This is a genomic window from Fulvivirga ulvae, assembly GCF_021389975.1.
GTDB classification, from domain to species: domain Bacteria; phylum Bacteroidota; class Bacteroidia; order Cytophagales; family Cyclobacteriaceae; genus Fulvivirga; species Fulvivirga ulvae.
The window spans coordinates 1,531,242-1,556,454 of the sequence record NZ_CP089981.1; the positions used below are offsets into that span (position 1 = coordinate 1,531,242).

The following is a 25,213-nucleotide window of genomic DNA, read 5'->3' on the forward strand; positions in this document are numbered from 1 at the left end:
TATATATAAGACATGGCATTAATCAACACTCTAAGAAATAAGATGGGCAAGGTAGTGGTGGCTTTCGTAGCCGTAGCCATTTTCGCCTTTATTCTGGCTGATCTTCTAGGAAGCGGATCAGGACTTTTTAACAATGACAATCAGGTAGGAGAAATCGCAGGAGAAGATATTTCGTTACAGGAATTCCAGAATTTTGTCCAGGAGCGTGAAGGCTTTTACCAACTTCAATATAACAGGCAGCCTTCAGAAAGTGAAAGACCAACCATCAGACAGCAGGCATGGGAACTGTTGGTGACCAAGTATGCCTTCAATAAGCAATATGATGAAGTAGGCGTTGAAGTAACCAGCAACGAAGTTTGGGATATGATGCAGGGCAAAAACCAGGACCCTAGTGTGAAAGGTTTTTTTACAAACCCAGAAACTGGTGAGTTTGACAGACAATTATTTCTGAACTTCCTGAATAACTATGAAAATCAGGCTCCAGTTTATCAGAACTACTGGTTCATGATCAAGAGTAACCTGAAACCAGCCAGGGAAAGACTAAAGTATGAAAACTTATTGCTTAGCACAGGTTATATAACTTCTGCGGAGGCCCAAAGAGAATACAATGCTCAAAACGATGTAGCTGAGGTTAAATATTTATATGTGCCTTTCTATGCTATCGGGGATTCTGCTGTCAGCGTTACAGAAAGCCAGCTGAAAGATTACTATAATAAGCATAAAGAGGAGTATAAAGTAGAGCATACAAGAAGCCTGAAATATGTAACGTTCCCCATTATTCCTTCAAAGGCTGACACCGCATACGTAAAAGAAGAGATGTCGGAACTTAAAAAGGAGTTTGCCACAACCGAGCGAGATTCCGTATATGCAGGTGCCAATACGGATGCATTAACGTTCTTTGATAAATATCACATTGGAACACTTCCCGCTCAACTGAAGGCCAACGCCGGTAACCTGAGTAAGGGAGATGTTAGAGGACCATACATGACTTCAAACGGCTATGTGTTATACAAAATATCTGAAATTTTTCAAGATACTATCTCTTATGCAAAGGCTAGTCACATTCTTATTAAAGGAGAGGATGACGAGGCTAAGGAAGAAGCTCAAAAGATACTTGATGAAATTAAAGGCGGCGCCAGCTTTGAAGCTATGGCAAGAGAGCACGGAACTGATGCTACTGCATCAAGAGGTGGTGACCTCGGATGGTTCCAATCGGGAAGAATGGTAGAAGAGTTTGAGAATGCTGTGTTCAATGCCAACGAGGCCGGCTTGCTAAACAACCTGGTAAAAACAGAATTTGGTTACCACATTATCAGGGTTGATGAGCCTAAAACAAATACTGCATATAAGGTAGCTACTATAGAAAGAAACATCATAGCCAGCGACGAAACAAGAAATGAAGCATTTAGGAAAGCAGACCTGTTCTCGTCAAACAGTGAAGACCTTGAATCGTTTACACAATTGGCAAAAGAAGATACTCTGAATGTGATGACAGCTGACAAGCTTAAGAAAAATGACCGAAGGATTGGCGTTTTGGGTGAAGCACGTCAGGTTATTCAATGGTTGTTCAGAGATGCCTCTAAAGGAGATGTGTCTGAGGTATTCGAGTTAGACGATCAATATACAGTGGCAGTGATGACTGATGAAACAGAAAAAGGATACCAACCTCTGGAAAATGTAAAGACAGAAGTTACGGCTCGTGTTAAAAACCAGCTAAAAGGTGAGCAAATTATCAACAAGTTAAAGGAACTTTCAGGTTCATTGGAGGAAATGGCTTCTAAATACGGTGCAGATGCGAATGTTTACTCTTCGAGCGACCTTAAGCTGAACGTAAACTCTCTTCCAAATGTAGGCTATGACCCTAAGGCTGTAGGAAGGGCATTCTCTCTGGATGCAGGTCAGAAAACTGAACCGTTCTCATCAGAAAATGGTGTGCTGATCATTGAAATGCAGAACAAAACGAATGCTCCGGAAGTGGCTGACTACTCTGCTTACAAAAACCAACTTCAACAAAACGTGAGAAACCGAACCAGTTTTGGTATCACCGAGGCTATTAAAGAATACGCTGAGATTGAAGATCAGAGATATAAATTTTATTAATTTCTTTTAAGAGATTACTTCAAAAGCGGGGAACTTTCATCCCCGCTTTTGTTATTTTAGAGCAAGTGGAATACCGCAAGCGAAGAGACTAAGAGGAACGGAATTATGGAAGATAGCTCAATCAACTCATTTAAAGAAAAGCTGGATAAGGAATACGACTGGCCCTCTCTTTATACTTTCAAATTTATAGTGCCTAAAGGCAAAGCTGATGAAGTTAGAAATCTCTTTAGTAACCATAATACTAAAGAAAAATCATCAAGTAACGGAAACTACATCAGTGTAACGGCCGAGGTAATGGTACAATCCAGCGATAAGGTAATTGAATATTACCTTGAGGCAAACAAGGTTGAAGGAATCATTGCCTTGTAAATCAAATACTATACACCTGACTATCCCTTCACATTGAAAAGCTTAATTCTTTTTATCGCACTTTGCATTTTATTTTCCTGCAAGCCTGAGAGGGAAAGTAAAAGTAATGTCAAGGCAGAAGCTTTGAAGGACTCCACTTCAACAGTAGCTGCAAATGTCAACGAAGACTCTTCATTTGATATCAGCAATTTTCAAAATCTGGTTGAGGTTTATGAAGACCCGGAAAGAAGTGAATGGCAAAACCCTGCCCTGATCATAGATAAACTTGGAGATGTAAAGGGCAAAGTTATAGCTGATATTGGGGCGGGCACAGGCTACTTTACATTCAGGTTGGCAGAGCAAGGAGCGCGTGTTATTGCTATTGATATTGATGAGAGATTTTTAAACTACATAGAAGACAGAAAGCCAGAATTACAGCATATTATTCCTGATGAAAGGGTGGAAACCCGCCTATCCCGGGAAAACGATCCTTTATTGCTAAAAGAAGAGACTCATATGGCCATTCTGGTTAATACTTATCATTTTCTTTCAGACAGGGTAGACTACCTTAAAAAAATTAAACAAGGACTGAAAAAAAACGGACGTATAGTTATTGTAGATTATAAGTTAGGTCAAATGCCGGTAGGCCCGCAGGAAAGCATGAAAGTAACAAGCCCGCAGGTAATTAAAGAGTTAACTGAAGCTGGATTTAGCTCAATTGAAACAGATAAAAACAGCCTGGAATTCCAGTATATTATTTCTGCTCAGAAAAACTAACCCCTTAACCACTGTGTTTTCAAACACATGTCCAAATTAAGAGTTAACTTGATGTGATCTTTGATTGTTAATAAAGTCAAAAAGTTAATTAGCTATGTGGAAAGAAGAGAACAATACACTAAAGAAAACATTTGAATTCAAAGACTTTAAGGAAGCCTTTGGGTTTATGACAAAGGTAGCCATTGTTGCAGAAAAATTAAATCATCACCCCAATTGGTCAAATGTGTATAATAAGGTCAGCTTTGAGCTTAACACGCACGATGCCGGTGATAAAGTGACAGAAAAAGATCATCAATTGGCCAAAGAAATTGATAAATTAGCCTGACATTTAAAAAGGTATAAATTATCATACGTTGGAACAAGAAACACAGCTATACCTGGTCCCGACACCAATAGGCAATCTTGAAGATATTACTATAAGAGCCATTAATATCCTTAAAGGTGTAGATACGATCCTGGCCGAGGACACACGCACTTCGGGTAAATTATTAAAAAGATATGAAATAGCCCGTCCACTGCAGAGCTATCATATCTTTAATGAGCATAAGGCCGTAGCCCAACTTGTAGACAGGTTTAATAAAGGAGAAAAAATGGCGCTTATTACTGATGCGGGAACTCCATCTATTTCCGATCCTGGCTTTTTATTGGTAAGAGAGTGTCTCAAAGCAGGCATAAAGCTGGAGTGCCTTCCGGGAGCCACCGCTTTTGTGCCGGCGTTAGTAAAGTCGGGGCTGCCATCAGACAAATTTGTATTTGAAGGGTTTCTCCCTCACAAAAAAGGAAGGAAAACCAGGCTGGAGGCCCTGTCTGCCGAAGAGCGTACTATAATTTTATATGAATCACCTCATCGCCTTGTAAAAGCCCTGGATCAGCTGGCTGAGCACCTTGGTTCTGACAGGCAGGCTTCGGTTTCAAGAGAGCTCACCAAGCTCCATGAAGAGACTGCAAACGGCACACTACTTGAATTGAAAGAATATTTCGAAAAAGGCGCTGTTAAAGGCGAAATTGTTATTGTGGTCGATGGAAAAAAATAACCTTAGAGACATTCTGTTCACTATTTCTGCAATTACCCTACTGGGACTATCCAAAATTGCACCGGCACTATCTTTTCTGGCTTTTATCGGACTGGCGCCTCTTTTTGCTTTATTTCATTATCATCAAAAAGAGTCATCGTCCAAAATAAGGGCAGTGATGATGGTATTTATCAGCTTACTGGCAGTATTTTTAATATGGAACAGCACCTTTACCAACGAGACATTTACGCAGTGGCTGCTTCCATTGATCTATAGCTCAGCAATCTCTTGTTCATTTATTGTTTTCAACTTTACTGACAAATACGCCAAAAACAGACTGGGATTTTATACCATCCCTATTTACTGGCTCGCCATAGAGTTTTTACTTTATCAGGCGCATCCTCAATTCTCCAGATTTATGCCCGGCAGTGTATTTAGCAGCCAGGCGGCTTTTATTTCATGGAATGTACACACCGGATTTATGGGTGTCAGCTTATGGGTGCTACTTAGTAATATAACATTATTTAATGCACTGCTCAAAGACAAGGCTCCAACTCATGGAAACATACGCTGGCCATTACTTATCCTTGCGATTGCAATCATTGTTATCCCTACATTGTCAAGCAATGAAACTGTTGCTATAATACAACCCGATCTTCTAGATGAGAAAGTCCGTGCCGCCAAGCAAATATCAGGAAGTGGCGAATATATTGGGAAAACTGCGGTTTGGGTCTCAATACTACTGATATTGTATAGTCTTGTTAAAAAGGAAGTAAGCAAATGAGCGATCTAAAACAAATACTGGAATCTTCAAAAAAATTAACTCTCGAAGTCGGTCAATTCATAAGGGCGGAGAGCAGGAATTTCAAAAAATCAGACATAGAGCATAAGGGGTTTAATGACCTTGTATCATATGTAGACAAGCAAGCAGAAGAAAAACTTGTAGAGGGATGCAGGAATATACTCCCTGAAGCTGGTTTTATTACAGAGGAAGGCACAGCTTCAAACAGAAAGGAAGAATTTAACTGGATCATTGATCCTCTTGATGGAACTACTAACTTCACTCATGGTCTCCCTGTATTTGCCATAAGCCTTGCCCTTATGCAATATGATAAAATTGTACTGGGTATTATCTACGAAATTAATAAAGACGAGTGCTTCTATGCGATCAAGGATGGTAAGGCCTATTGCAATGACGAACAAATCCGGATATCAGAAGTAACAGAGCTAGGGCAAAGTCTTATTGCCACTGGCTTTCCTTACTACGATTTCGGTCAAATGTCCCGATACCTTGATATTCTGAATAGTTTTATGCAAAAAACACATGGTCTCAGACGACTTGGAAGTGCCGCTGTCGATCTTGCCTATACAGCATGTGGTCGCTTTGAAGGTTTTTTTGAGTATAACCTTAAGCCGTGGGATGTTGCCGCAGGCATTATCATAGTACAGGAAGCGGGTGGTAAGGTTACGGATTTCAAAGGTGGTGAGGATTTTCTTTTTGGAGGTGAAATTATTGCCTCAGGCCATCCGCATCAGGATATGCTACAGGTGATAACCAATCACTGGCATGTAGAATCTTAACCCAAATTAACAGATGCGGTTTAATTTGGGTAAGCAAGAACGAAATCGGTAACTTTGCCGTTAATCTTAGCAGTATGCAGGAAGCCATTATAATCATATTATTTTTAGCAGCCCTTGGTTATTTGAGTAACATAGTTTACAAGCAAACCAAGGCTGATTCGGGATGTTCTAAAAACTGTGGATGCGATTCGCCTGTAAACAATCTTAAGAAAGCCAAAAATCACTAAGCCCATACTTTTGTACCTTCGGTACAATTCCGGCACATTTCAATTTTGCTTCTGGACCTGATCAATGTTTGTCTGAAAGTATTGTAAGCACGGCTATTCCAGAGCTCGGAAAAACCCGTGGTTTGCAATTGTCCCATTTCATGATATGCATCTTTATCAAAGCAACAAGGCACTACTTTTCCATCCCATGTGATAACACATGAGTGCCACATTTTCCAGCAATGATTTAATAGCTTACTCTTTATAGCATAAGAGCCATCCGTTTTCCTTTTATACCTCGAATATTTGTCTATTGAGGGAATAAGTTCAGAGCCATGCTCATAGTTATATATCTGGGCCGTCTTCAACCCAACTTCATTTACCCCCAAATTTTTGGCCAGTGCTTTTACCTCCTCTATCTGGTGCTCGTTCGGCTTAACTACCAAAAACTGGAAAACTATATGTGGCGTTCGGGACTTAAGTGCTCTCTTCCACCTGATAATGTTTTTCGTGCCTTCTATTACCTTTTCAAGCTTACCTCCTACCCTATATGCCTGGTAGGTTTCCTGCGTAGTTCCGTCAATAGAAATAATTAGTCTGTCCAGCCCTGATTCAACGGTTTTCCTGGCCACTTCATCAGAAAGATAATGCGCATTGGTTGATGTTGCAGTATAAATTTTTTTCTTTGACGCATACTTAACCATATCCAGGAATCTTGTATGCAAAAAAGGCTCTCCCTGAAAATAAAACAGCAAATACATCAAGGTTCCCTCCAGCTCATCCATTGTCTTTTTAAAGAGCTTTTCCTGAAGCATACCTGTTGGTCGGCTAAACGACCTGAGGCCACTCGGGCATTCGGGACATCGCAGATTACATGAGGTAGTAGGTTCAAATGAAATACTGATAGGTAAACCGGCAATTCCCGGATTCCCCGTAAGCCTGGAATATAGATAACTAAATACCACACGACCAGCGTTCCATACCCTTTTAGGGGTAAGTTTAGATGCAAAATTAAGACCGTCGGTGACACTTCTGTTCATAGGGTTAAAGATAGGCAAAAGTAAATCAATGGGTTTTTAGATTATCGTTCTAACTTTTAAATGATTTTCCTCGTCGTTAAAATCAATAAAATTATATATCCTTAACCCTCACTTGTTTCTTTCGTAGTATATTCACAATATAAAACAGGATATCTGAGTTAACTTAGTGCCAATTGATGACATACGCCACAAAATGAAAAATATCTGGTTATTATTTATACTCTTCCCTTTAATCAGTAACTCTCAAAACCTTAAGCTTTCAGAAAAAGCGGACATTCACATCCTCACCTGTGGTCCATATCAAGGTGAGTTGTACTCTGCGTTTGGACACAGTGCTATCAGGGTAAAGGACCCGCGAAAAGGCTACGACATATTATACAATTATGGAGTTTTTGATTTCGATCAACCCAATTTTTATCTCAATTTTGCCCGCGGTCATCTGAACTATAAGCTAGGTGTAACAGAGTACCGCAATTTCAGGGATTACTACATTTACTATAACCGTTATATCCATGAACAGGTGCTGAACCTCTCGCACCAACAAAAGCAAGAACTTTTTGACTTTCTTCAGTGGAATGCCCTTCCTGAAAACCAATACTACCTGTACGATTATTTCTATGATAATTGTGCCACCAGGGTAAGGGATGCTCTGGTAATGGCGTTTGGAGATAGTGTACAATTTGACGGCTCCTATATAAACACCAACTATACCATCCGGGGACTTACCGATCTTTACCTGAAACAACAACCTTGGGGAGATCTGGGTATAGACATCTGTCTCGGCCTGCCTATGGATAAGGTTGCTGCACCATACGAATATATGTTTCTACCTGACTATATCGAAAAAGGCTTCAACCAGGCCACCATTGTTCGCGCTGGTAAAAGAGTACCACTTGTGAAAAAAACTATCGTTACGTATGATTCAACACTTGAAGAAGATCAGGCCTCAGTGGTTACACCATTCACCTTATTCATCATACTGTTGGTTATAGGGAGCATGGTTACCTATTTTGGCTTTAGGAAGGGTAAATTATATGCTGGTTTCGATGCAATACTGTTTTCAGTCACCGGCCTTATAGGTTGGCTACTGCTGCTCTTATGGCTGGCGACAGATCATCGTGCAGCAGCAGGTAATCTTAACCTTTTGTGGGCTATTCCATTGCATTTTCCAGTTGCACTTTTACTGATAATTCGCAAAAGACCCTTATTTCTAAAGAGGTATTTCAATGTTATATGGATACTAAGTATTCTCCTCCTTATAAGTTGGGCATTTCTCCCTCAACAGTTGCATTATGCCCTTATCCCTTTTGTTATGCTAATTAGTTTAAGAGCTTATTATATTCAAAGATATCTTTCTAGGAATGAAACAGCTTAAAACATCAATAGAAATAGCAGCATCACCCGAGAAAGTCTGGAATATACTAATGGATTTTAACCTTTATCCGGACTGGAATCCTTTCATTATAAGTATTATAGGCAAACCAAAAATTAGAGAACGCCTCAGAGTTACACTACAACCGGCCGGATCCAAACCGATGGTTTTCAAGCCGCAGGTTACACTCTTAAAAAAAGCAAAACAGTTTGGATGGCTGGGAAGCCTGTTTATGCGCGGACTTTTTGACGGACATCATGTTTTTGAAATAGAGGCAATCACTGATGATAAGTGTATCTTTATACAGCGGGAAGATTTTAGTGGCATACTTGTGCCTCTGTTATGGAAAAGTATTGACACAAAAACACGGGCCGGCTTTATGGCGATGAATAATAAAATAAAGGACCTTGCCGAAAAATGAACCGTATAGACAGATTATCGGCTATTCTCATTCAGCTACAAAGTAAGAAAGTAGTTACTGCTCAGCACATTGCAGATCGGTTCGAAATAAGCCTAAGGACGGTGTACCGGGATATTCGGGCTTTGGAAGAAGCAGGGGTACCCATCGGAGCGGAAGCAGGCAAAGGCTACTTCCTCATGGAAGGTTATAATCTGCCCCCGGTGAGCTTTACCAAAGAAGAGGCAGGGGCAATACTGATGGCATCTAAGCTGGCAGAAAAACATACTGACAAATCCATTCAGCAACATTTCGAGGAAGCGATGTACAAAATAAAGGCAGTGCTTAAAATGCAGGAAAAGGACTACCTCGAAAATCTGGAGCAAAACATTGAGGTTCTGCAAAGGCCTAACATAACTGCTGAGCAATTTCCTGATCACTTTCTGGCGGATATTCAATCGGCTCTGGCACATAAGAAAGTGCTTTCCTTTGAGTATTTTTCCAATTATAACGGTCAGTATAACACCCGACAAGCCGAACCGCTGGGGCTCTGCTACTACGGATCACACTGGCACATGATTGGCTTTTGCAGAATGCGGCAAGATCTCAGGGACTTCCGTACTGACAGAATTACAAAGCTTCGTGTGCTAGATGAGCATTACGACCCGGGCAAGCATCAATCTTACCAGGAATACCTCAAAACATTTATGCGAGGAACGGATCTGCGGGAATCAAGGATAATTGTATCCAAAAGAGTCTCCCGCCACCTTGGAGAACAGAAGTACTATTTCGGACTTGCAGAAGAAAAAGAAGTAAACGATGGTGTTGAGCTTAAATTCATGACATCAAGCTTCAGAGGCTTGTCCCGATGGTTGTTGATGTTTGGTTCTGAAGTATCTATCATTAGCCCTGACACCTTAAAAGAGGATGTTCAAAAGCTGGCCAAAGAAACTTTTGAGCACCATTATGGAAGTAAAATTGCCTGAAACTAACCTGTTTAGATAAAAATTTCGGAAAATGATTTGGAAACGTTGCAAACGCTCACTACGTTTGTAAGATCAATTCGATACTCTCTCTTGAGAAATCGATTTATAAAGAAGCGTGGAGAGACAGGCTCTGAGAAACGCTAGCAACCTGGTAACCAAACCAAGGTGCTACATCCTGATCCCAGGAATGTCCGTCAGGTGGCGGATTCGGGAGAATATAAATTGATGAAAAATGAAAAGATCAATCCAACATCAAACAGGTCTTCTAGCGGTTTTTCAACGATCAATCAAATCGCTGACCAATTACATTATTTCCTTATTTAGCAGCGACATGTGCTGTTGCTGCTGTTGTTGTTAGTAGGCTTGCCGCCTTTCACAAAACAACAACACCTGCCCTGAGATAAACCGGGATAGGGAATCTTATATATCATTGATTCATTATATCCGGCACTGGTCTGATTTTGGCAAAAGGAACCAATCCTCTCAGCGCAGCTCCCCTAAATTTTCTCAAGATCTATAACATTGAAAACAATATAATTATGTCTAAGTCATTAAAATTTGAAACTCTACAGCTACATGCCGGATACGAAGATGTTGAGGCGTCTACACGCTCACGGGCTGTACCTTTATATCAAACTACCTCTTACACTTTTAAAAACTCCGAACATGGTGCTAACCTGTTTGCATTAAAAGAGTTTGGAAATATATATACCCGTATCATGAACCCTACTACGGATGTATTTGAGAAGCGTATTGCTGCACTTGAAGGTGGAGTTGCCGCTCTGGCAGTTGGTTCTGGGCAGGCTGCACAATTTATAGCATTAAATAATATACTTACGGTTGGTGACAATTTTGTTTCATCACCATACCTGTATGGAGGGTCCTACAACCAGTTCAAGGTGGCCTTTAAGCGAATCGGTATAGAGGCCCGTTTTGCTGAAAGTGATCAGGTGGAGCATCTTGAAAAATTGATTGATGATAAAACCAAAGCAATCTACCTGGAAACTATTGGTAATCCGGGCTTTAACATCCCTGACTTCGATGCCATTGCGACACTTGCAAAAAAATATGATATTCCTTTAATCGTTGATAACACCTTTGGCGCGGCAGGTTATTTGTTCCGACCTGTAGAGCATGGCGCCGCCATTGTAACCGCATCTGCCACTAAATGGATCGGTGGACATGGTACCTCTATCGGGGGTGTAATTATTGATAGCGGAAATTATAATTGGGGCAATGGTAAGTTCCCTCAGTTTACAGAACCCTCTGAAGGATACCATGGACTCAATTTCTGGGAGACTTTCGGTTTCAATAATCCATTGGGATTGCCAAATATTGCCTTTGCCATCAGAGCCCGGGTAGAAGGCCTGCGTGATTTTGGCCCGGCGTTAAGTCCATTTAACTCCTTCTTGCTCTTACAAGGCCTTGAAACCTTATCTCTTAGGGTGCAACGAACCGCTGACAATGCCCTTGAGCTTGCACAATGGTTGGAGAATCATCCGCAGGTCGAGTCTGTAAATTATCCTGGCTTACAAAGTAGCAGCTATCATTCCTTAGCAAAAAAATATCTGAATAATGGTTTTGGCGGAGTGCTCACCTTTGTGATTAAAGGAGGTAAAGAAGAGGCAACCGCCTTTGTCGATAACTTAAAACTGGTAAGCCATTTGGCTAATGTTGGTGACGCCAAAACGCTGATTATACAACCATCAGCTACTACTCACCAACAACTTAGTGATGAGGAACAACGTGCCTCGGGTGTATTGCCTAATCTCCTTAGAATATCACTGGGAATAGAACATATAGATGACATAAAAGAAGACTTAAAAAATGCCTTTGACAAAATTAACACCGCAGTATCAGCCGAAGCCTGATCAGCAAGATAATTTGAAATCCCTCAAATTTAATCAAGAGTTCAGTTTGGAGTGTGGCAACACACTCCCTGAACTTGAGATAAGCTATACCACCCATGGCTCATTATCCCCGGAAAGGGACAATGTTGTTTGGGTATTTCACGCGCTTACTGCCAATGCTGATCCTGTGGAATGGTGGCCTGGAGTAGTTGGAAAGGGATGTATAATCAACCCGGATAAGCATTTTATTGTATGCGCCAATATACTGGGTTCCTGCTATGGCACTACAGGCCCTGATAGTATCGACCCCAAAACTGGCGAAAAATACGGCCCTAACTTTCCTTTGATCACTGTGAAGGATATGGTAAATGCGCACAGGGTCTTGCAAGAACACCTTGGCATAAGCAAAATTCTTCTGGGAATAGGAGGTTCCATGGGAGGACAGCAGCTACTTGAGTGGGCATCCTCTGATGTGGATTTATTTGAATCCATATGTGTAATAGCAACCAATGCCCGGCACTCTGCGTGGGGTATAGCCTTCAATACTGCTCAGAGAATGGCCATTGAGGCCGATCCTACATACCGATATAACTATGAAGGTGCCGGAGAAAAAGGACTTCAGGCTGCACGAGCCATAGCCATGCTGTCATACAGAAATCAAAATACCTACAGGAAGACTCAGACAGACTTTGAGGATAAGGTTGATGATTTCAAAGCCAGTAGTTATCAGTATTACCAGGGGCAGAAGTTAAGCGATCGGTTCACTGTACTTTCCTATTGGTACCTGAGCAAAGCTATGGACAGCCATAATATAGGAAGAGGAAAAAAATCTGTGCGGCATGCACTCAAATCTATTAAGGCAAAAACATTGGTATTGGGGATAAGGACAGACATACTATTTCCATACGCCGAACAAAAATTTATCGCCAAAAATATCAAGGACGCTGAATTTGGCCTTATAGATTCTCTTTACGGACATGATGGCTTTCTTATCGAGGCAAAAGCCATTACAAAACAAATTCAAGCACTATTAAATAAAAAGTAAAATGAGTAAATATAAAATAGGTCTTTTTGGTTTCGGATGTGTAGGACAGGGATTATATAAAACTCTATCGGAAAATAATGCCGATGCCGAAATAGTTAAAGTATGTGTTAAAAACAAGGAAAAGGAAAGAAGCATAGAAGCTGAGAAAATTACTTATGATGCTGCTGAAGTACTGGGTAATAAAGATATAAATATAATTGTAGAGCTCATTGACGACCCCAAAGCAGCACTTGAAATTGTAAGGGCTGCTTTAAAAAAAGGCAAAGCTGTGGTTTCGGCTAATAAAAAGATGGTTGCTGAAAACCTTGATGAGCTCATTGCACTACAGGAGGAATATAAAACACCTCTACTCTATGAAGGTGCTGTTTGCGGTAGTATACCCATAATTCGTAATCTGGAAGACTATTATGCCTCTGAACGTATCGAAGAGATCAAAGGTATTTTCAACGGATCTTCTAACTATATACTCACCAAACTTTTTCAGGAAGGAAAATCATACGAAGAAGCACTTGGCGAAGCTCAGGCAAACGGTTTTGCAGAAACTGACCCAACACTGGATGTTGGTGGTTTCGACCCTAAATTCAAATTGAGCATCATACTTCAGCATGCATTCGGTATACGACAACATCCCGAAAATATATTCAACTGGGGAATACAAAGCATTACAGAAAAGGATATTGCTTTTGCAAAGGAGCGGAACCTAAAAATAAAGCTCCTGGCGAAAGGCCATTTTGACGGTAAAGTACTCTCAACCCTGGTTGCGCCACATTTTATTGATGAGCAAAATCCTTTGTACCATGTGGAAAACGAGTTTAACTGTGTATTGATCAACGGGAAATATGCCAGTGATCAGACATTGATCGGAAAAGGTGCCGGCAGTTTGCCAACAGGCCTGGCAGTACTATCCGATGTAATAGCACTCACTCAGGGGTACACCTACCGATACAAGTCAGCCGACTTCACCTCCGGTAGCTCTCTATCCGTAGAAGTATATTTAAGCTTTAACAATATTGAGGATATTGATAAAAATGTGTTTACCAGCATTTCGGAAAGCTATGTTGGATCGGATTACGGATATATCATTGGCAAAATAGACCTTAAGGCCTTGCAAGAGCTTTTGGCAAACGCCAATGGAGTTAATGCGGTTTTCACCTCCGGCAAACAGGCAGAGATTGAAATACCCAACCTGACCTATTCGTATGCCAGCTAGATAAACATGTTAAGGATAAGCAACCTGTGGAGTTTTTTTAAACATCAAGTGGGGTAATTACAATCTTATTGATTATAAAAGAAGTGTTTATTTCCCACTTTATTCAAAACACCTGGCATGGGCGAACCTGAAGCAGGAAGGTTTTGCAGATAAAAGTATACCTGCATTTGTCAAAACTCCTGTTCATTTCATATTCCTGGTAAAAAATAATGATTTCCATCAGTGTTAAATTGAACCAAAATTTAATCCTATAGATTATAGTTTTAAACATTTCCTAAATATATTTGTAGTCCCTTTTCAAGGGTCTAAATTTTATTGAAGAAACTATTCAATTTCAATGAGTACAGTTATTCTAACATCTATTGTAGCATTTACAATAATCATCCTCATACTGGTTTTTATATTGCTTTTCGCACAGTCGAAACTGGTGCAGTCGGGACCTGTCAAAATCACTATTAATGGTGACTCGGATAACCCTATTGTTACCACGGCCGGTTCAACGTTGCTTTCCACCTTGTCTGCTCAGAAGATATTCTTGCCTTCTGCCTGTGGTGGTGGTGGTACTTGTGCCATGTGCAAATGTGTAGTAGAAGATGGTGGAGGGGACGTATTGCCGACAGAAGTTGGTCACCTGAGCAGAAGTGAGCAGAAGGAAAATGTGAGATTGTCTTGTCAGGTAAAAGTAAAACAAGATATGCAAATCAGGATACCGGAAGAGATTTTTGGTATCAAGAAGTGGGATTGTGAAGTAGTATCCAACTATAACGTTTCTACCTTTATTAAAGAATTCGTTATGAAACTCCCTGAAGGTGAGACTTTGGAATTTGAAGCAGGTGGATATGTACAAATCGACGTACCTGTTATTGAAGTGAAATTCTCTGACATGGACATTACTCCCAAACCTGAGCTGGGACACCCTGAAGATGTATTTAAAAAAGACTGGGACAATTTCAAGATGTGGGATCTTGTAATGAAAAATGATGAAGAGATCTTCAGAGCTTACTCCATGGCCAACCACCCTGCGGAAGGAAACATCGTAATGTTGAATATCAGGATTGCTACTCCACCATGGGATAGAGACGCTGGTAAATTTATGGATGTAAATCCTGGAATATGTTCATCTTATGTGTTCTCAAGAAAGCCGGGAGATAAAGTAACCATTTCTGGTCCTTATGGAGAGTTTGCAATCAACTACACAGATCGCGAAATGATATACATCGGTGGTGGAGCAGGTATGGCTCCTCTGAGAGCTCAGATCTTCCACCTTTTCCATACCATGAAAACCGACAGAAAAGTTTCTTACTGGTATGGTGGGCGTTCTAAAAAAGAGCTTTTCTACACCAATCACTTCAGGAAGATTGAAGATGAATTTCCAAACTTCCAGTTCAACATAGCACTTTCAGAACCACTTGATACGGATAACTGGAAAGTAAAGAAGAGCCTCGATGACAGAGAGGCTGATGGGTATCTTGGATTTATCCACCAGGCACTTTATGACAATTACCTGAAAGAGCATCCGGAGCCTGAAGAAGTAGAATATTACTTATGCGGACCTCCTTTGATGAACGCAGCAGTATTAAAGATGCTAGACGAAATGGGAATTCCCCCTGAAAACATCAGGTTTGACGATTTTGGAGGTTAAACCGAACTAAAAAATGCATAAAGCCCTAAAGAATATCTTTAGGGCTTTTTTATTTCAGTTCTTAACACATCCCATTTTCAGGATTGAACACTTAATCTAAAATCTCAATCTGCCTTTTTTTATTATAGCTGCAAAAGCGTATTTTTATTTAAAATATACAGACCCTATGGACCTTAAAATATTTTTCTCCCCGCTGGACGAAGAGCATTTTTCACATATCAGACATTCTAACAGTTTCTATAAAAACATCAAAGTCAATTCGGAACGTATGCCTGATTACCGGGACGCAGACATAGCTATCATTGGAATAAATGAAGAGCGGGGTACTGTAGTAAACAAAGGCACTGCATCTGCAGCCCTGGAAATAAGAAAAAAACTTTATAATCTCAAAAAGGGATATGGTGCATATAAAATTATCGATATGGGCACGCTCCGCAACGGAGTTGATCTTGACGAAACCTATGGACGTATTAAAGAAGTCTGCCAGATTTTAATAGAAAACAACGTGCTGCCCCTGATCGTCGGGGGCTCGCATGACCTGGACTATGGTCAGTTTCAGGCTTATGAGGGTATGGACAAATTAATTAGTCTGCTTAATGTAGATGCATTCCTTGACATGGAGGAAGGAGTAAGCCAACCTCCTCATTTGCAGCATATTCATAAAATACTATTGCACGAACCTAACTACCTTTTTAACTATAGCCACCTGGCCTATCAAAGCTATCTAATTGACCAGAACGCAATTAATATCCTGGAAAAGCTTTATTTTGAAGCTTACCGTATTGGGCATCTGAGGTCGAACATCAAAGAGATGGAACCCATCATACGGAATGCCGATATGCTGTCTTTTGATATAACCTCTATCAAGTCAAGTGATGCACCGGGTACTGCCAATGCTCAGCCATTTGGCCTTACTGGCGAAGAGGCTTGTCAGATCTGCTGGTATGCCGGCCTGAATGAAAAACTAAGCTCTGCCGGTTTTTATGAGTACAACCCTGAACATGACGATGACCTGAAAAAAACAGCCTCTGTAGTAGCAACTATGATCTGGTACTTCATAGAAGGGTACTACCATCGTAAAAATGATCAAAATTTCAAGAATAATGACTATCTCAAATTTGTAGTTTCGATGCCCTCAGAGCCGGAAACCCTAAGCTTTTATAAAAGTAAACTAAGTGAAAAATGGTGGATGGAGGTACCCTACCCTCATGGAAAGGAGAAGTATGCCCGTAACTGTATTATTCCATGTTCGTATTCGGATTATCAGGCAGCCACCAAAGGAGAGCTGCCAGAAAGATATATCAATACACACGCTAAACTTATTTAAGAGATTACAACTATGAAAAATTTGATTCTTTTGGCTATTGGCCTGTTTTTTATTAACTGCACTCCAACAAAGGAAGATGCCAGCCTTATAGTTGATAAAACGATTGAACAGGCGGGTGGCAGCAATTACAACGGGGTTGAAATAGAGTTTACCTTCAGAGGAAAAGAATATGGAGCCAAAATGACGGACGGTAAATATGAATATGTTCGCTTGTTCAAAGATTCCTCGGACTTGTACAGAGACGTACTTTCTAATGATGGGTTCTACAGGGAAATCAATGGAGAGAAAACAGATATTCCGGATTCTATGGCTGTTAAATATTCAAATTCTGTTAATTCAGTAATATATTTTGCATTTCTCCCTAAAGGGCTCAACGACCCGGCGGTGAACAAAACTTATTTGGGGTTTGAAGAGATCAAAGGGAAGGAGTACCACAAAATAAAGGTCACTTTTGATAAAAATGGCGGAGGAAAGGATTTTGAAGACCGGTTTATTTACTGGATCAATAAATCTGACCACAAAATAGACTATCTGGCATATCAATACTATACTGACGGAGGTGGTTTTCGGTTCAGAGAAGCTTATAATGAACGAATCGTGGAAGGCATTCGATTTGTAGATTACATCAACTATAAGCCAAAACCAGATGTACCTGCAGAACTGGAGAAGTTGGGCATTGCGTTTACAACCGGTCAGCTTGAAGAACTATCAAGAGTTGAATTAGAAAGTGTTAGGGTCAATAAACTTTAGTGCCGTCGTAGCTTAATGACCTTTAAAAGGGCATAAAGTATTACCGGTGAAGCGATCAACTGCATGATCCACAGATGTGATAGATCATTCGACAGTTGTATATCCAAGGCATTGTACGTTGCTTTGAAAATATTATTTATCCCGATGATCAGCACGAAGTCTAATATAAAAAATGCCAGTATATTTAATCCAACACTGTTTATATGACCTTTCATTAATTTTATATGGTTGGCCTGAATAATCAGAAGCAATACTGCTAAGGGCAAAATCATTCCATTCATGGCCTGGGCTGCAATAATGATAGGAATAGGCTTTATCTCTGCCACGCCAAAGATCAAACCTGTTAATAATACTGCCATCCATGCCGCTTTATAAACCCTATTTCTGTTATCAGGCATAATGCTTCTTGCTAATACACCGGCAGCCAAAGGAGCTGTAATCGAAGAAGTAAAGCCAGCAGCAAATAGACCAAAAGCCAACATTACTTTAGCCCAGGCTCCTAGCTTCTCTCCCATTACCAACGCAAGGTTATGAAAAGACAGGTCACCATTGACCTGGGTACCTGCGATAAGTATCGCAACCGATACCAGACCTCCGAGAAGAATTGATATGGTAAGTCCGAACCGCATCTGCCCAACACTTTGCCCTTTGCTTAGCCCTGAGCCTAAAAAGAGATTATAAGGTACAATTGTAGTGCCTATTAGCCCTAAAACAAGCCATTCGGATCGATTGGGGATATAAGGAACCAACCCCTTAGCCATGGCCGCATTATCGACATCTGCTTTAATAGCTACACATATAAATGCTACACCCATGACTGCCACGACCACTCCCAACGTACTGGCTATTATTCTCACTGTGCCCCACCACAGCAAGATGCCGCATATTAGGCCTATCAATATTGTTAAAAATAGCTTATTTACATTTGCGATCAGCCGTATGCCCTCAATAGCACCAAGGATATTGCCAGCCTCATATGCAGCACACCCCAGTATAACTCCAAAAGTGACAAAGTAAACAAATGGTTGAGAACTTCCGCTTACCTGCTTCATGGCCTGTCCTATCTCCTGGCCTGAAGTAATAGTAATTCTGGCCGCCATCTCCTGAAGCACAATACAGGCTATAGTAGCAAAAACCAGCGCCCATATCAGTTGGAATCCAAACAATGCACCTGCGGATGAAGCTGTAGTTAACGTCCCCGGCCCTATAAAAGCCGCTGATATTACAGACCAAAATAAAATACTAAGCAATCGTGATTTCGCTGATGTCATTCGGGACATGCATCTTGTAGGTTACGGTTCATCTTTTTAAAGTACTAAAATTTAACTACTTTTACTTGTTAGGCTGGGCCAACCATGCATTAAATTACATATTTATGAATGTACTTGTCAGACAAACATTCCTGGCAGCTATACTGATCCTTACCGTGGCTGAAGCTATCGCTCAAACCGGCGTCCCGCGGATAGTCATTAATGCGCAGGGGCATTCCGGAAAGATATATAACATCTTGTTCTCACCCGATGGTGAAAAAGTAATTTCAGTATCTGAAGATAAAACAATACGCGTTTGGAATTCAAGGACTGCCGAGCTGATCAACAAGTTCGAAAGCGAAATAGGGAACGGCCCTGAAGGTATGCTGTATGCGTCTGCGATTTCTCCTGACGGAAAAACCCTTGCGGTGGGCGGCTATCCTGTCAACACGGAAAAAGAAAATTACATTATTATCATCGATCTTGAAAAAGGCAAGCAGGTATCTGCTGCTATAGGTCATACTAATGTAATCAATAGCCTTGATTTTACGGGTGATGGAAAATACCTGGCAAGTGGAAGCGACGATGGAACAATTAGAATCTGGAAAGCCGATAGTTCCGAACGCCTGAGAACAGTTGCCACCATTGAGATAGGTAAAAGGATAACCGGTTTAGCTTTCAACAATAAAACTCAAGCTCTGGCAGTGGCTTCAGATAGCAAAAATGTACTACTCTATGACCTGAAAGGGCTTGATGATGGTATCAAAAAGTTTCCATTAACCGAGTTGAAAAAACATAAAGGTATAGTAAACAAAATCAACATTTCTCCGGACGGCAGCTATATTGCTTCCAGCAGCCTGGAAAAAGAATTGGTATTGTGGAGGGCTGATGGTTCCTTTGTAAAGGAATTCGATAAGTCTGACAACATTATCAACGCCATTACTTTTTCACATGATTCTAAAATTCTGGTTGCTATGGATGCTGCAGGGCATGGAGCCAGTTATTCCGTGCCAGAGGGTAATAAATGGACCGAGTTCTATGGTCATGACAATACAGTTTTCAGTGCGGATTTCTCACCTGCCTCTGTCAGTGGAAATTACATCGTAGCCTCTGCAGGAGGAAACAATAATATAATTCAAATATGGAATCCTATAAATGGCAGAATACAGCAAACTATTAAGGGGAAAGGAGGCACAATCTGGGGACTTACTTTTGGTAGTGGTATGGAATTATTTATTTCCCGCGAGCAACCAAAGGGAACCGATAAGCCCATCTATCCATTTGCATTCGATTTCAACTCATTCACATTAAAAAGTAATCCTGACAAGCCATCTGAAGGCTTTTTGGCCAATGCAAAGAAAGATGTAAGACAAACCGGTGTTTATACACTTGAAGTTAATCGTGGTGGTATAATTCAAAATAATGAATATGAGGATGGCCGTATACTTGATTTTCAGGTTACACCTGAGGGGAACATTATAGTTGGTAGTGACTTTTCCTTAAAAATGTACGGTCGTGAGGGACAAATGATAAAGGAGTTCCTTGGTCATAGCGGAGGCATAAGATCCGTTACAGTAAGTCGGGATGGCAGGTATATGGCTTCAGGAAGCGAGGACCAGACCATTAAGCTCTGGAAACTGGCAGAGAAAGGAGAGGCTCCAAGTATGAGAGAAGTTTTTACGGATCCTGTTTGGGGACAGTACTTCTCAGCTCTTGAGGTTGATTCATTAACTTATTTATCATCTTCAAAGGCTTGGAAGGATGTGATCAGTCACCTGAAAAACAGAGGTGACAAAACCTGGAAAGACATTGAAGATATATATGGCACGCTCGGTGAGACAGTTAGTCCGTTTGCTCATTTTTTTGTTTCTGATGATGGAGAATGGATTTGCTGGACTCCTGAAGGTTATTTTAGCTGTAGCTCATCCGGGGCGGAATATTTTGGGTGGCACATTAACCAGGGCATCCACAAGTTGGCTGACTTTTACACTGCAGAACAATATTTTGATATACTCTACCGGCCGGAGACCTTAAACAAGAGTATCAGGCAAGCCCGGCGTGTTGTAGAAATATTACTCGAAGATGGGGAGCGAATTTTCGACCTAACCAAGCTAAACAGACCGTCGGCAGCATTTTTTAATACAAATGCCCTTACATTGGGCAAAGAAAAGCAGTTAGATTATGAGGATGGTAAATATCTAACCCAAAGTAAATCACTGGAGCTTGATGTTGATATCTACGATGGCGGCGGTGGTATAAAAGAGGTTAATATTTATCAAAATGAAAAGCTCATCATTATTGATGACCAGCTAGAATCTATAGGTGAAGAACAAAGGGTAGCTAAAAAATATAAAGTAAACCTCGTAAACGGACGAAATGACTTTAAAGTAATCGTTAAGAACTTCCAAAAGATCGAATCCCGTCCTGACTACCTGAAAGTTGAATATAACGGAGAAATAATAGCCACCTCCAGTTTGTACATGCTGTCTGTGGGTATTAATAAGTATAAAAATGCGAGCTATAATCTCAACTACGCGCAACCTGATGCCAAGGCATTTACAAAAAAAATAATTGAGAATAGCAGCAAAATGTTTAAATCAATAAGAAAAACGGAGATTTACGACACTGAAGCCACTAAAGAAAATATTATTAAAGGCTTTGAATCAATCATTTCTCAGGCGCAACCGGAAGATGTATTCGTTTTTTATTATGCGGGACACGGTACCCTTGACATGGATAGCGATAATGAGTATTACCTGGTGCCGACCGATATTACCAAGCTATATGGCGACCCTGCTCAACTCAAGGAAAAGGGAATATCAGCAACTGATTTAAAAAATCACCTCTCAAAGGTAAAGTCTCAAAAGCAGCTAATATTAATGGATGCCTGTCATTCCGGAGGAGCCGTAAAATCAATAAATGTGAGGGCTGCGGCGTCTGAAGAGAAGGCTATTGTTCAGTTGGCCAGGTCATCTGGCGTGGTAATGATCGCATCCAGTGGAACACAGCAGTTTGCCTCTGAATTCGAAGTACTTGAACATGGCGTATTCACTTATGCCCTGCTGGAAGGCCTTGATGGCAAAGCTGACTCTGGTGATAACAAAATTACTGTCAATGAACTCAAGATATTTATGGAAGAGAGAGTTCCTGAACTAAGCGACAAATATGGTGGCCAGGCCCAGTATCCTACCGGCTTCGTACATGGCAATGACTTCCCCATTACCCTCTTATACAAGGAACATATGGAAGACCAAAAATAGAATGCCATAGCATGCTACAAATTATTTAGTGTTCCTTTCACACCCATACCCGTCTTTATATATAGCTCTTCAATCAGGGTCTCAAATTAGGTCTAATAAAATACGAACTTTCATTTATTGACCTTGGAAAATATGTCGAAACACACATATGAGAAATAATATTTGAAAACGAAAAATAGTATCAATTTTTCATGTAATATTTTTCCGAAAATATGTCTTTAAATGGTGAGATAATGTACTTGGTCAAACACCTATTGTGGTTACCACTTTTCACGGTCTGAGGCAGTTACCTTTGCGCTTATACCTGCTACAGCCATTAAGGTAAAAAAGCGGGAATTGTTTTTGGTTTACATCATCGTTCGTGAGCGTAATATTTTATTAAATTATCAATCTTCCGTTAAAATTATGCTTAAAAACATAAAAGTCTCAACACATTTGTTTTCTTAATATTCATCATAAAATAATGTTTTGCACTATAGTTTGTGACGTAAGTTTAGTATGGGAAAATATTTTATTTTTAGAATTAAATTTTAGATATTGCGCAGTTGAAAGAATATCGCAAGCTGTATATTCTTCTTCAACCTAAACCCCAAGGATCAACTGATCAACTGATCATGCTTGACCTGTAAACCAGAAAAGGGAGCATTGCTCCCTTTTCGTTTGTTCAGTTAAAATTAGCATTCAGGAAACTTCCTCAGATTGTTTGCTATATTCATCAATGAGCGTACCCACAATCTCTTTTACAGGACGAATGGCATGCACATGCTCAATTGAAGGTCCCGCACACCAAAGCGTCTTATACGTAGCGCTAAAAGCTGCTTTCTCCAGGGATTTCATCCCTTTGTAGAAAGTAAGCATCTTAGCATATTTCTTAAGAGTTTTATTTCTGTTTAGCAGCGACTCTAGCCAATTTTGCCTTGTTCCTATTTTCTGAACATATGGAGTATTTATTATTGTACATGGTGTCCCTGATAACCTGTTAGTCATTACTATATCATCAGCTCCATAATCCACTACAGCCTGTTTATACTCCTGCGATACTTCCGCTTCATCAGAAGCGATAAAAGGGCTGCCCATAGACACTCCACACGCTCCAAGGGTCAGCACGTCACGCAACTCAGATCCTGTAGCTACACCTCCCGCAGATATTACGGGTATTTTACAGTTTGCCTTCAAAAGGGGAATAAGCTTGCTGGCCGGCATAGGCCCTGCATGCCCTCCCGCTCCGGAGTTAACAGCTATTAACGCATCGGCTCCAAGCTCTTCTACCTTTCTGGCATATTGCTCTTCGGTAACATCACAGAAAACCTTAATACCCTTTTTACTACAGGCTTCTATTACCTTTCGTGGACTACCTAATGATGTGATAATAAAATCCACCTCATAATCCACACATGTCCTAAGCTGTTCTTCGAGCCTGTAATTGGACTTATTCACAATCAGGTTTATGCCAAATGGTCCGCCCACTGCCTTCTTTATTTCAGCAAGTGCCGCCCTGAATTCACGATCTGTGCGATAATTAAGTGCCGGAATGGCACCAGTAATCCCTGCCCTTACAGCCTCAACTGTCATCGCGGCATTGGAAACTAAAAACATTGGAGCCATTATAACAGGATACTTTATGTTAAGCATCCGGGTTAGCTCCGTATCAATTCTTTCCATCTATTCCGTATTTATCAATTAAATAAACCAACGCTGCCATACTGGCTGCCCCGAGCTCAAGCTCTCTTTTATCTATCTTATCAAAAGTATCTGCCGTAGTATGATGAAGGTTAAAGTAACGCTGAGAATCTGGCAGAAAGCCTATCAGCGCCGTCCCCTGTTCTTCTAAAGGGCTTATATCAGCCCCACCTCCGGGTTTGTTAAAATCGTATATCCCGTATGGCTCAAATAATGGCTTCCAGCTAATTAGTTTAGCCCGTGCTGTTTCACTTCCAGTCAGAGTAAAACCTTTAGGTGTAAAGCCTCCACGATCAGACTCAATAGCTACTAGGTGCTTCTCATTATTTTGCTTCGCTAATTCGGCATACCTGACACCTCCCCTTAGACCATTCTCTTCATTCATAAACATCACCGCTCTTATAGAGTGGTAGGGTTTGTATCCTACATTTTTCAAAACACGAACAGCTTCAATGGATTGAACACACCCCGCACCGTCATCATGGGCTCCATCACCCAAATCCCATGAATCCAAATGTCCACCGACTATAATATACTCATTTGGTTTGGCTGAACCTTTTATTTCTCCCACTACATTATATGAAAGCACATCGGGCAACATCTTACAGTGTGCTTCTAAATAAAGCTTTAATCCCTGTTGAGCCTTCAGGCTTTTACTAAGTAAATTGGCTGAATTAGTGCTTAAAGCAAATGCAGGAATCTGCTTTACACCCTCTTTATATATCAAGGTTCCTGTATGAGGTATGTCGTCATCATTGGATGCCATCGACCTCACCACAACCGCCACGGCGCCTAAAGCAGCCGCTTCGGAAGCTCCGTATACCCGCTGATCCACAGCTTCACCATAGGCAGCAAAAGTGTTTACACGGGTTGGATCCATTCGTCTGTTAAAAAACACGATTTTCCCCTCAATTTTCTTCTTATCAAGCTTTTTAAGCGATTCAATACCATCTACTTCGATAATATTTGCTGCTAAGCCCTGATCTCCCGTGCCTACTGAATTACCTAAAGCGCAAGCTGCAAGATCAATTGTCCCCATTCTGTCTGAATTAACAATTCTGACAATTTCTTTTTTCCCCCTTACCCAATGAGGCACCATTACCTCCTGTAAAAACACTGTATCAAACCCTAACTTTATCATTTCCTGACGGCTCCACTCTACCGCCGCTGCAGCTTCAGGTGATCCGCTAAGGCGGCCGCCAATTTCATTGCTCAGATAGTCAAGCATCTCATACGAATGGCCATTCTTCAGGGTCTCATCGAAGATAATTTTCAGCATATCTTCGTCAGATTGACAAAGAGCATTAAATGGGAATGAAATTATAACTGCAAAAAGATACAATGAGTGCAATTTTTTCATAAGTAGTATTTCTTTTATC

Annotated in this window: 21 protein-coding genes and 1 riboswitch; of the genes, 17 read left to right on the forward strand and 4 right to left on the reverse strand. The window is 40.7% G+C overall.

The window, feature by feature from the left end; all coding sequences use genetic code 11:
• Positions 1-12 precede the first annotated feature (12 nt).
• The 7 genes from LVD17_RS06475 (at position 13) to LVD17_RS06505 (ending at position 5,819) form a co-directional block, all read left to right on the forward strand.
• Positions 13-2,100 carry a peptidylprolyl isomerase gene (locus LVD17_RS06475; RefSeq protein ID WP_233765551.1) on the forward strand — a complete coding sequence of 696 codons (2,088 nt, stop codon included), beginning with the start codon at positions 13-15 and terminating at the stop codon, positions 2,098-2,100.
• A gap of 105 nt (positions 2,101-2,205) precedes the next feature.
• Positions 2,206-2,469, forward strand: a complete 264-nt coding sequence (locus LVD17_RS06480; RefSeq protein ID WP_233765553.1) for a DUF493 family protein — start codon at positions 2,206-2,208, stop codon at positions 2,467-2,469.
• Between the two features lie 33 nt (positions 2,470-2,502).
• Complete coding sequence (locus LVD17_RS06485; protein WP_233765554.1) at positions 2,503-3,225, forward strand: class I SAM-dependent methyltransferase; 723 nt, start codon at positions 2,503-2,505, stop codon at positions 3,223-3,225.
• 94 nt (positions 3,226-3,319) lie between these two features.
• A complete protein-coding gene (locus LVD17_RS06490; RefSeq protein WP_233765555.1) occupies positions 3,320-3,550 on the forward strand; it encodes a 4a-hydroxytetrahydrobiopterin dehydratase in 231 nt (76 codons plus the stop codon).
• Positions 3,551-3,578: 28 nt separating this feature from the next.
• Positions 3,579-4,259, forward strand: a complete 681-nt coding sequence (gene rsmI / locus LVD17_RS06495; RefSeq protein WP_233765556.1) for a 16S rRNA (cytidine(1402)-2'-O)-methyltransferase — start codon at positions 3,579-3,581, stop codon at positions 4,257-4,259.
• Positions 4,246-5,022 (forward strand): hypothetical protein, encoded by a 777-nt coding sequence (locus LVD17_RS06500; protein ID WP_233765557.1) that lies wholly within the window; start codon positions 4,246-4,248, stop codon positions 5,020-5,022. The genes rsmI and LVD17_RS06500 overlap by 14 nt, the downstream gene beginning before the upstream one ends.
• On the forward strand, positions 5,019-5,819 hold the full coding sequence (locus LVD17_RS06505; protein ID WP_233765559.1) for an inositol monophosphatase family protein: 801 nt from the start codon (positions 5,019-5,021) through the stop codon (positions 5,817-5,819). Before LVD17_RS06500 ends, LVD17_RS06505 begins: the two co-directional genes overlap by 4 nt.
• 223 nt (positions 5,820-6,042) lie before the next feature.
• On the opposite strand, the gene LVD17_RS06510 is transcribed toward LVD17_RS06505, so the two are convergent.
• Positions 6,043-7,065, reverse strand: a complete 1,023-nt coding sequence (locus LVD17_RS06510) for an SPASM domain-containing protein (protein ID WP_233765560.1) — start codon at positions 7,063-7,065, stop codon at positions 6,043-6,045.
• Positions 7,066-7,258: 193 nt separating this feature from the next.
• Here LVD17_RS06510 and LVD17_RS06515 point away from each other — a divergent pair, with 193 nt between their 5' ends.
• From LVD17_RS06515 to LVD17_RS06555, 9 genes are all read left to right on the forward strand, one after another.
• Positions 7,259-8,440, forward strand: a complete 1,182-nt coding sequence (locus tag LVD17_RS06515) for a lipoprotein N-acyltransferase Lnb domain-containing protein (protein WP_233765562.1) — start codon at positions 7,259-7,261, stop codon at positions 8,438-8,440.
• On the forward strand, positions 8,427-8,858 hold the full coding sequence (locus tag LVD17_RS06520) for an SRPBCC domain-containing protein (protein WP_233765563.1): 432 nt from the start codon (positions 8,427-8,429) through the stop codon (positions 8,856-8,858). Before LVD17_RS06515 ends, LVD17_RS06520 begins: the two co-directional genes overlap by 14 nt.
• On the forward strand, positions 8,855-9,820 hold the full coding sequence (locus LVD17_RS06525; protein ID WP_233765565.1) for a helix-turn-helix transcriptional regulator: 966 nt from the start codon (positions 8,855-8,857) through the stop codon (positions 9,818-9,820). The genes LVD17_RS06520 and LVD17_RS06525 overlap by 4 nt, the downstream gene beginning before the upstream one ends.
• A 100-nt stretch (positions 9,821-9,920) precedes the next feature.
• Positions 9,921-10,044, forward strand: a riboswitch (SAM riboswitch).
• 315 nt (positions 10,045-10,359) lie between these two features.
• Positions 10,360-11,691, forward strand: a complete 1,332-nt coding sequence (locus LVD17_RS06530) for an O-acetylhomoserine aminocarboxypropyltransferase/cysteine synthase family protein (protein WP_233765566.1) — start codon at positions 10,360-10,362, stop codon at positions 11,689-11,691.
• Complete coding sequence (locus LVD17_RS06535; protein ID WP_306415990.1) at positions 11,654-12,715, forward strand: homoserine O-acetyltransferase family protein; 1,062 nt, start codon at positions 11,654-11,656, stop codon at positions 12,713-12,715. The genes LVD17_RS06530 and LVD17_RS06535 overlap by 38 nt, the downstream gene beginning before the upstream one ends.
• Position 12,716: 1 nt before the next feature.
• Entirely contained in the window at positions 12,717-13,925 is a 1,209-nt protein-coding gene (locus tag LVD17_RS06540; RefSeq protein ID WP_233765567.1) for a homoserine dehydrogenase, read from the forward strand.
• 337 nt (positions 13,926-14,262) lie between these two features.
• Entirely contained in the window at positions 14,263-15,567 is a 1,305-nt protein-coding gene (gene nqrF, locus LVD17_RS06545; protein WP_233765568.1) for an NADH:ubiquinone reductase (Na(+)-transporting) subunit F, read from the forward strand.
• Between the two features lie 166 nt (positions 15,568-15,733).
• A complete protein-coding gene (locus LVD17_RS06550; protein ID WP_233765570.1) occupies positions 15,734-16,894 on the forward strand; it encodes a formimidoylglutamase in 1,161 nt (386 codons plus the stop codon).
• Positions 16,895-16,906: 12 nt separating this feature from the next.
• Positions 16,907-17,644: a DUF6503 family protein gene (locus LVD17_RS06555; RefSeq protein WP_233765572.1), complete on the forward strand. Its 738-nt coding sequence runs from the start codon at positions 16,907-16,909 to the stop codon at positions 17,642-17,644.
• On the opposite strand, the gene LVD17_RS06560 is transcribed toward LVD17_RS06555, so the two are convergent.
• Positions 17,641-18,915, reverse strand: a complete 1,275-nt coding sequence (locus LVD17_RS06560; RefSeq protein WP_233765574.1) for an NRAMP family divalent metal transporter — start codon at positions 18,913-18,915, stop codon at positions 17,641-17,643. The genes LVD17_RS06555 and LVD17_RS06560 overlap by 4 nt on opposite strands.
• 104 nt (positions 18,916-19,019) lie before the next feature.
• Here LVD17_RS06560 and LVD17_RS06565 point away from each other — a divergent pair, with 104 nt between their 5' ends.
• Entirely contained in the window at positions 19,020-22,154 is a 3,135-nt protein-coding gene (locus LVD17_RS06565) for a caspase family protein (protein WP_233765576.1), read from the forward strand.
• Between the two features lie 681 nt (positions 22,155-22,835).
• Here the strand turns inward: LVD17_RS06565 and LVD17_RS06570 are convergent.
• A complete protein-coding gene (locus LVD17_RS06570; RefSeq protein ID WP_233765578.1) occupies positions 22,836-23,816 on the reverse strand; it encodes an NAD(P)H-dependent flavin oxidoreductase in 981 nt (326 codons plus the stop codon).
• Positions 23,803-25,194 carry a M28 family peptidase gene (locus tag LVD17_RS06575; protein ID WP_233765580.1) on the reverse strand — a complete coding sequence of 464 codons (1,392 nt, stop codon included), beginning with the start codon at positions 25,192-25,194 and terminating at the stop codon, positions 23,803-23,805. Before LVD17_RS06575 ends, LVD17_RS06570 begins: the two co-directional genes overlap by 14 nt.
• Positions 25,195-25,213: the final 19 nt, after the last annotated feature.

Bases quoted from the DNA above. Each gene is read 5' to 3' on its own strand.
- LVD17_RS06475 (WP_233765551.1), top strand. From the start codon at position 13: ATGGCATTAATCAACACTCTAAGAAATAAGATGGGCAAGGTAGTGGTG.
- LVD17_RS06480 (WP_233765553.1), top strand. From the start codon at position 2,206: ATGGAAGATAGCTCAATCAACTCATTTAAAGAAAAGCTGGATAAGGAA.
- LVD17_RS06490 (WP_233765555.1), top strand. From the start codon at position 3,320: ATGTGGAAAGAAGAGAACAATACACTAAAGAAAACATTTGAATTCAAA.
- LVD17_RS06500 (WP_233765557.1), top strand. From the start codon at position 4,246: ATGGAAAAAAATAACCTTAGAGACATTCTGTTCACTATTTCTGCAATT.
- LVD17_RS06505 (WP_233765559.1), top strand. From the start codon at position 5,019: ATGAGCGATCTAAAACAAATACTGGAATCTTCAAAAAAATTAACTCTC.
- LVD17_RS06510 (WP_233765560.1), bottom strand. From the start codon at position 7,065: ATGAACAGAAGTGTCACCGACGGTCTTAATTTTGCATCTAAACTTACC.
- LVD17_RS06515 (WP_233765562.1), top strand. From the start codon at position 7,259: ATGAAAAATATCTGGTTATTATTTATACTCTTCCCTTTAATCAGTAAC.
- LVD17_RS06520 (WP_233765563.1), top strand. From the start codon at position 8,427: ATGAAACAGCTTAAAACATCAATAGAAATAGCAGCATCACCCGAGAAA.
- LVD17_RS06525 (WP_233765565.1), top strand. From the start codon at position 8,855: ATGAACCGTATAGACAGATTATCGGCTATTCTCATTCAGCTACAAAGT.
- LVD17_RS06530 (WP_233765566.1), top strand. From the start codon at position 10,360: ATGTCTAAGTCATTAAAATTTGAAACTCTACAGCTACATGCCGGATAC.
- LVD17_RS06540 (WP_233765567.1), top strand. From the start codon at position 12,717: ATGAGTAAATATAAAATAGGTCTTTTTGGTTTCGGATGTGTAGGACAG.
- nqrF (WP_233765568.1), top strand. From the start codon at position 14,263: ATGAGTACAGTTATTCTAACATCTATTGTAGCATTTACAATAATCATC.
- LVD17_RS06550 (WP_233765570.1), top strand. From the start codon at position 15,734: ATGGACCTTAAAATATTTTTCTCCCCGCTGGACGAAGAGCATTTTTCA.
- LVD17_RS06555 (WP_233765572.1), top strand. From the start codon at position 16,907: ATGAAAAATTTGATTCTTTTGGCTATTGGCCTGTTTTTTATTAACTGC.
- LVD17_RS06560 (WP_233765574.1), bottom strand. From the start codon at position 18,915: ATGACATCAGCGAAATCACGATTGCTTAGTATTTTATTTTGGTCTGTA.
- LVD17_RS06565 (WP_233765576.1), top strand. From the start codon at position 19,020: ATGAATGTACTTGTCAGACAAACATTCCTGGCAGCTATACTGATCCTT.
- LVD17_RS06570 (WP_233765578.1), bottom strand. From the start codon at position 23,816: ATGGAAAGAATTGATACGGAGCTAACCCGGATGCTTAACATAAAGTAT.
- LVD17_RS06575 (WP_233765580.1), bottom strand. From the start codon at position 25,194: ATGAAAAAATTGCACTCATTGTATCTTTTTGCAGTTATAATTTCATTC.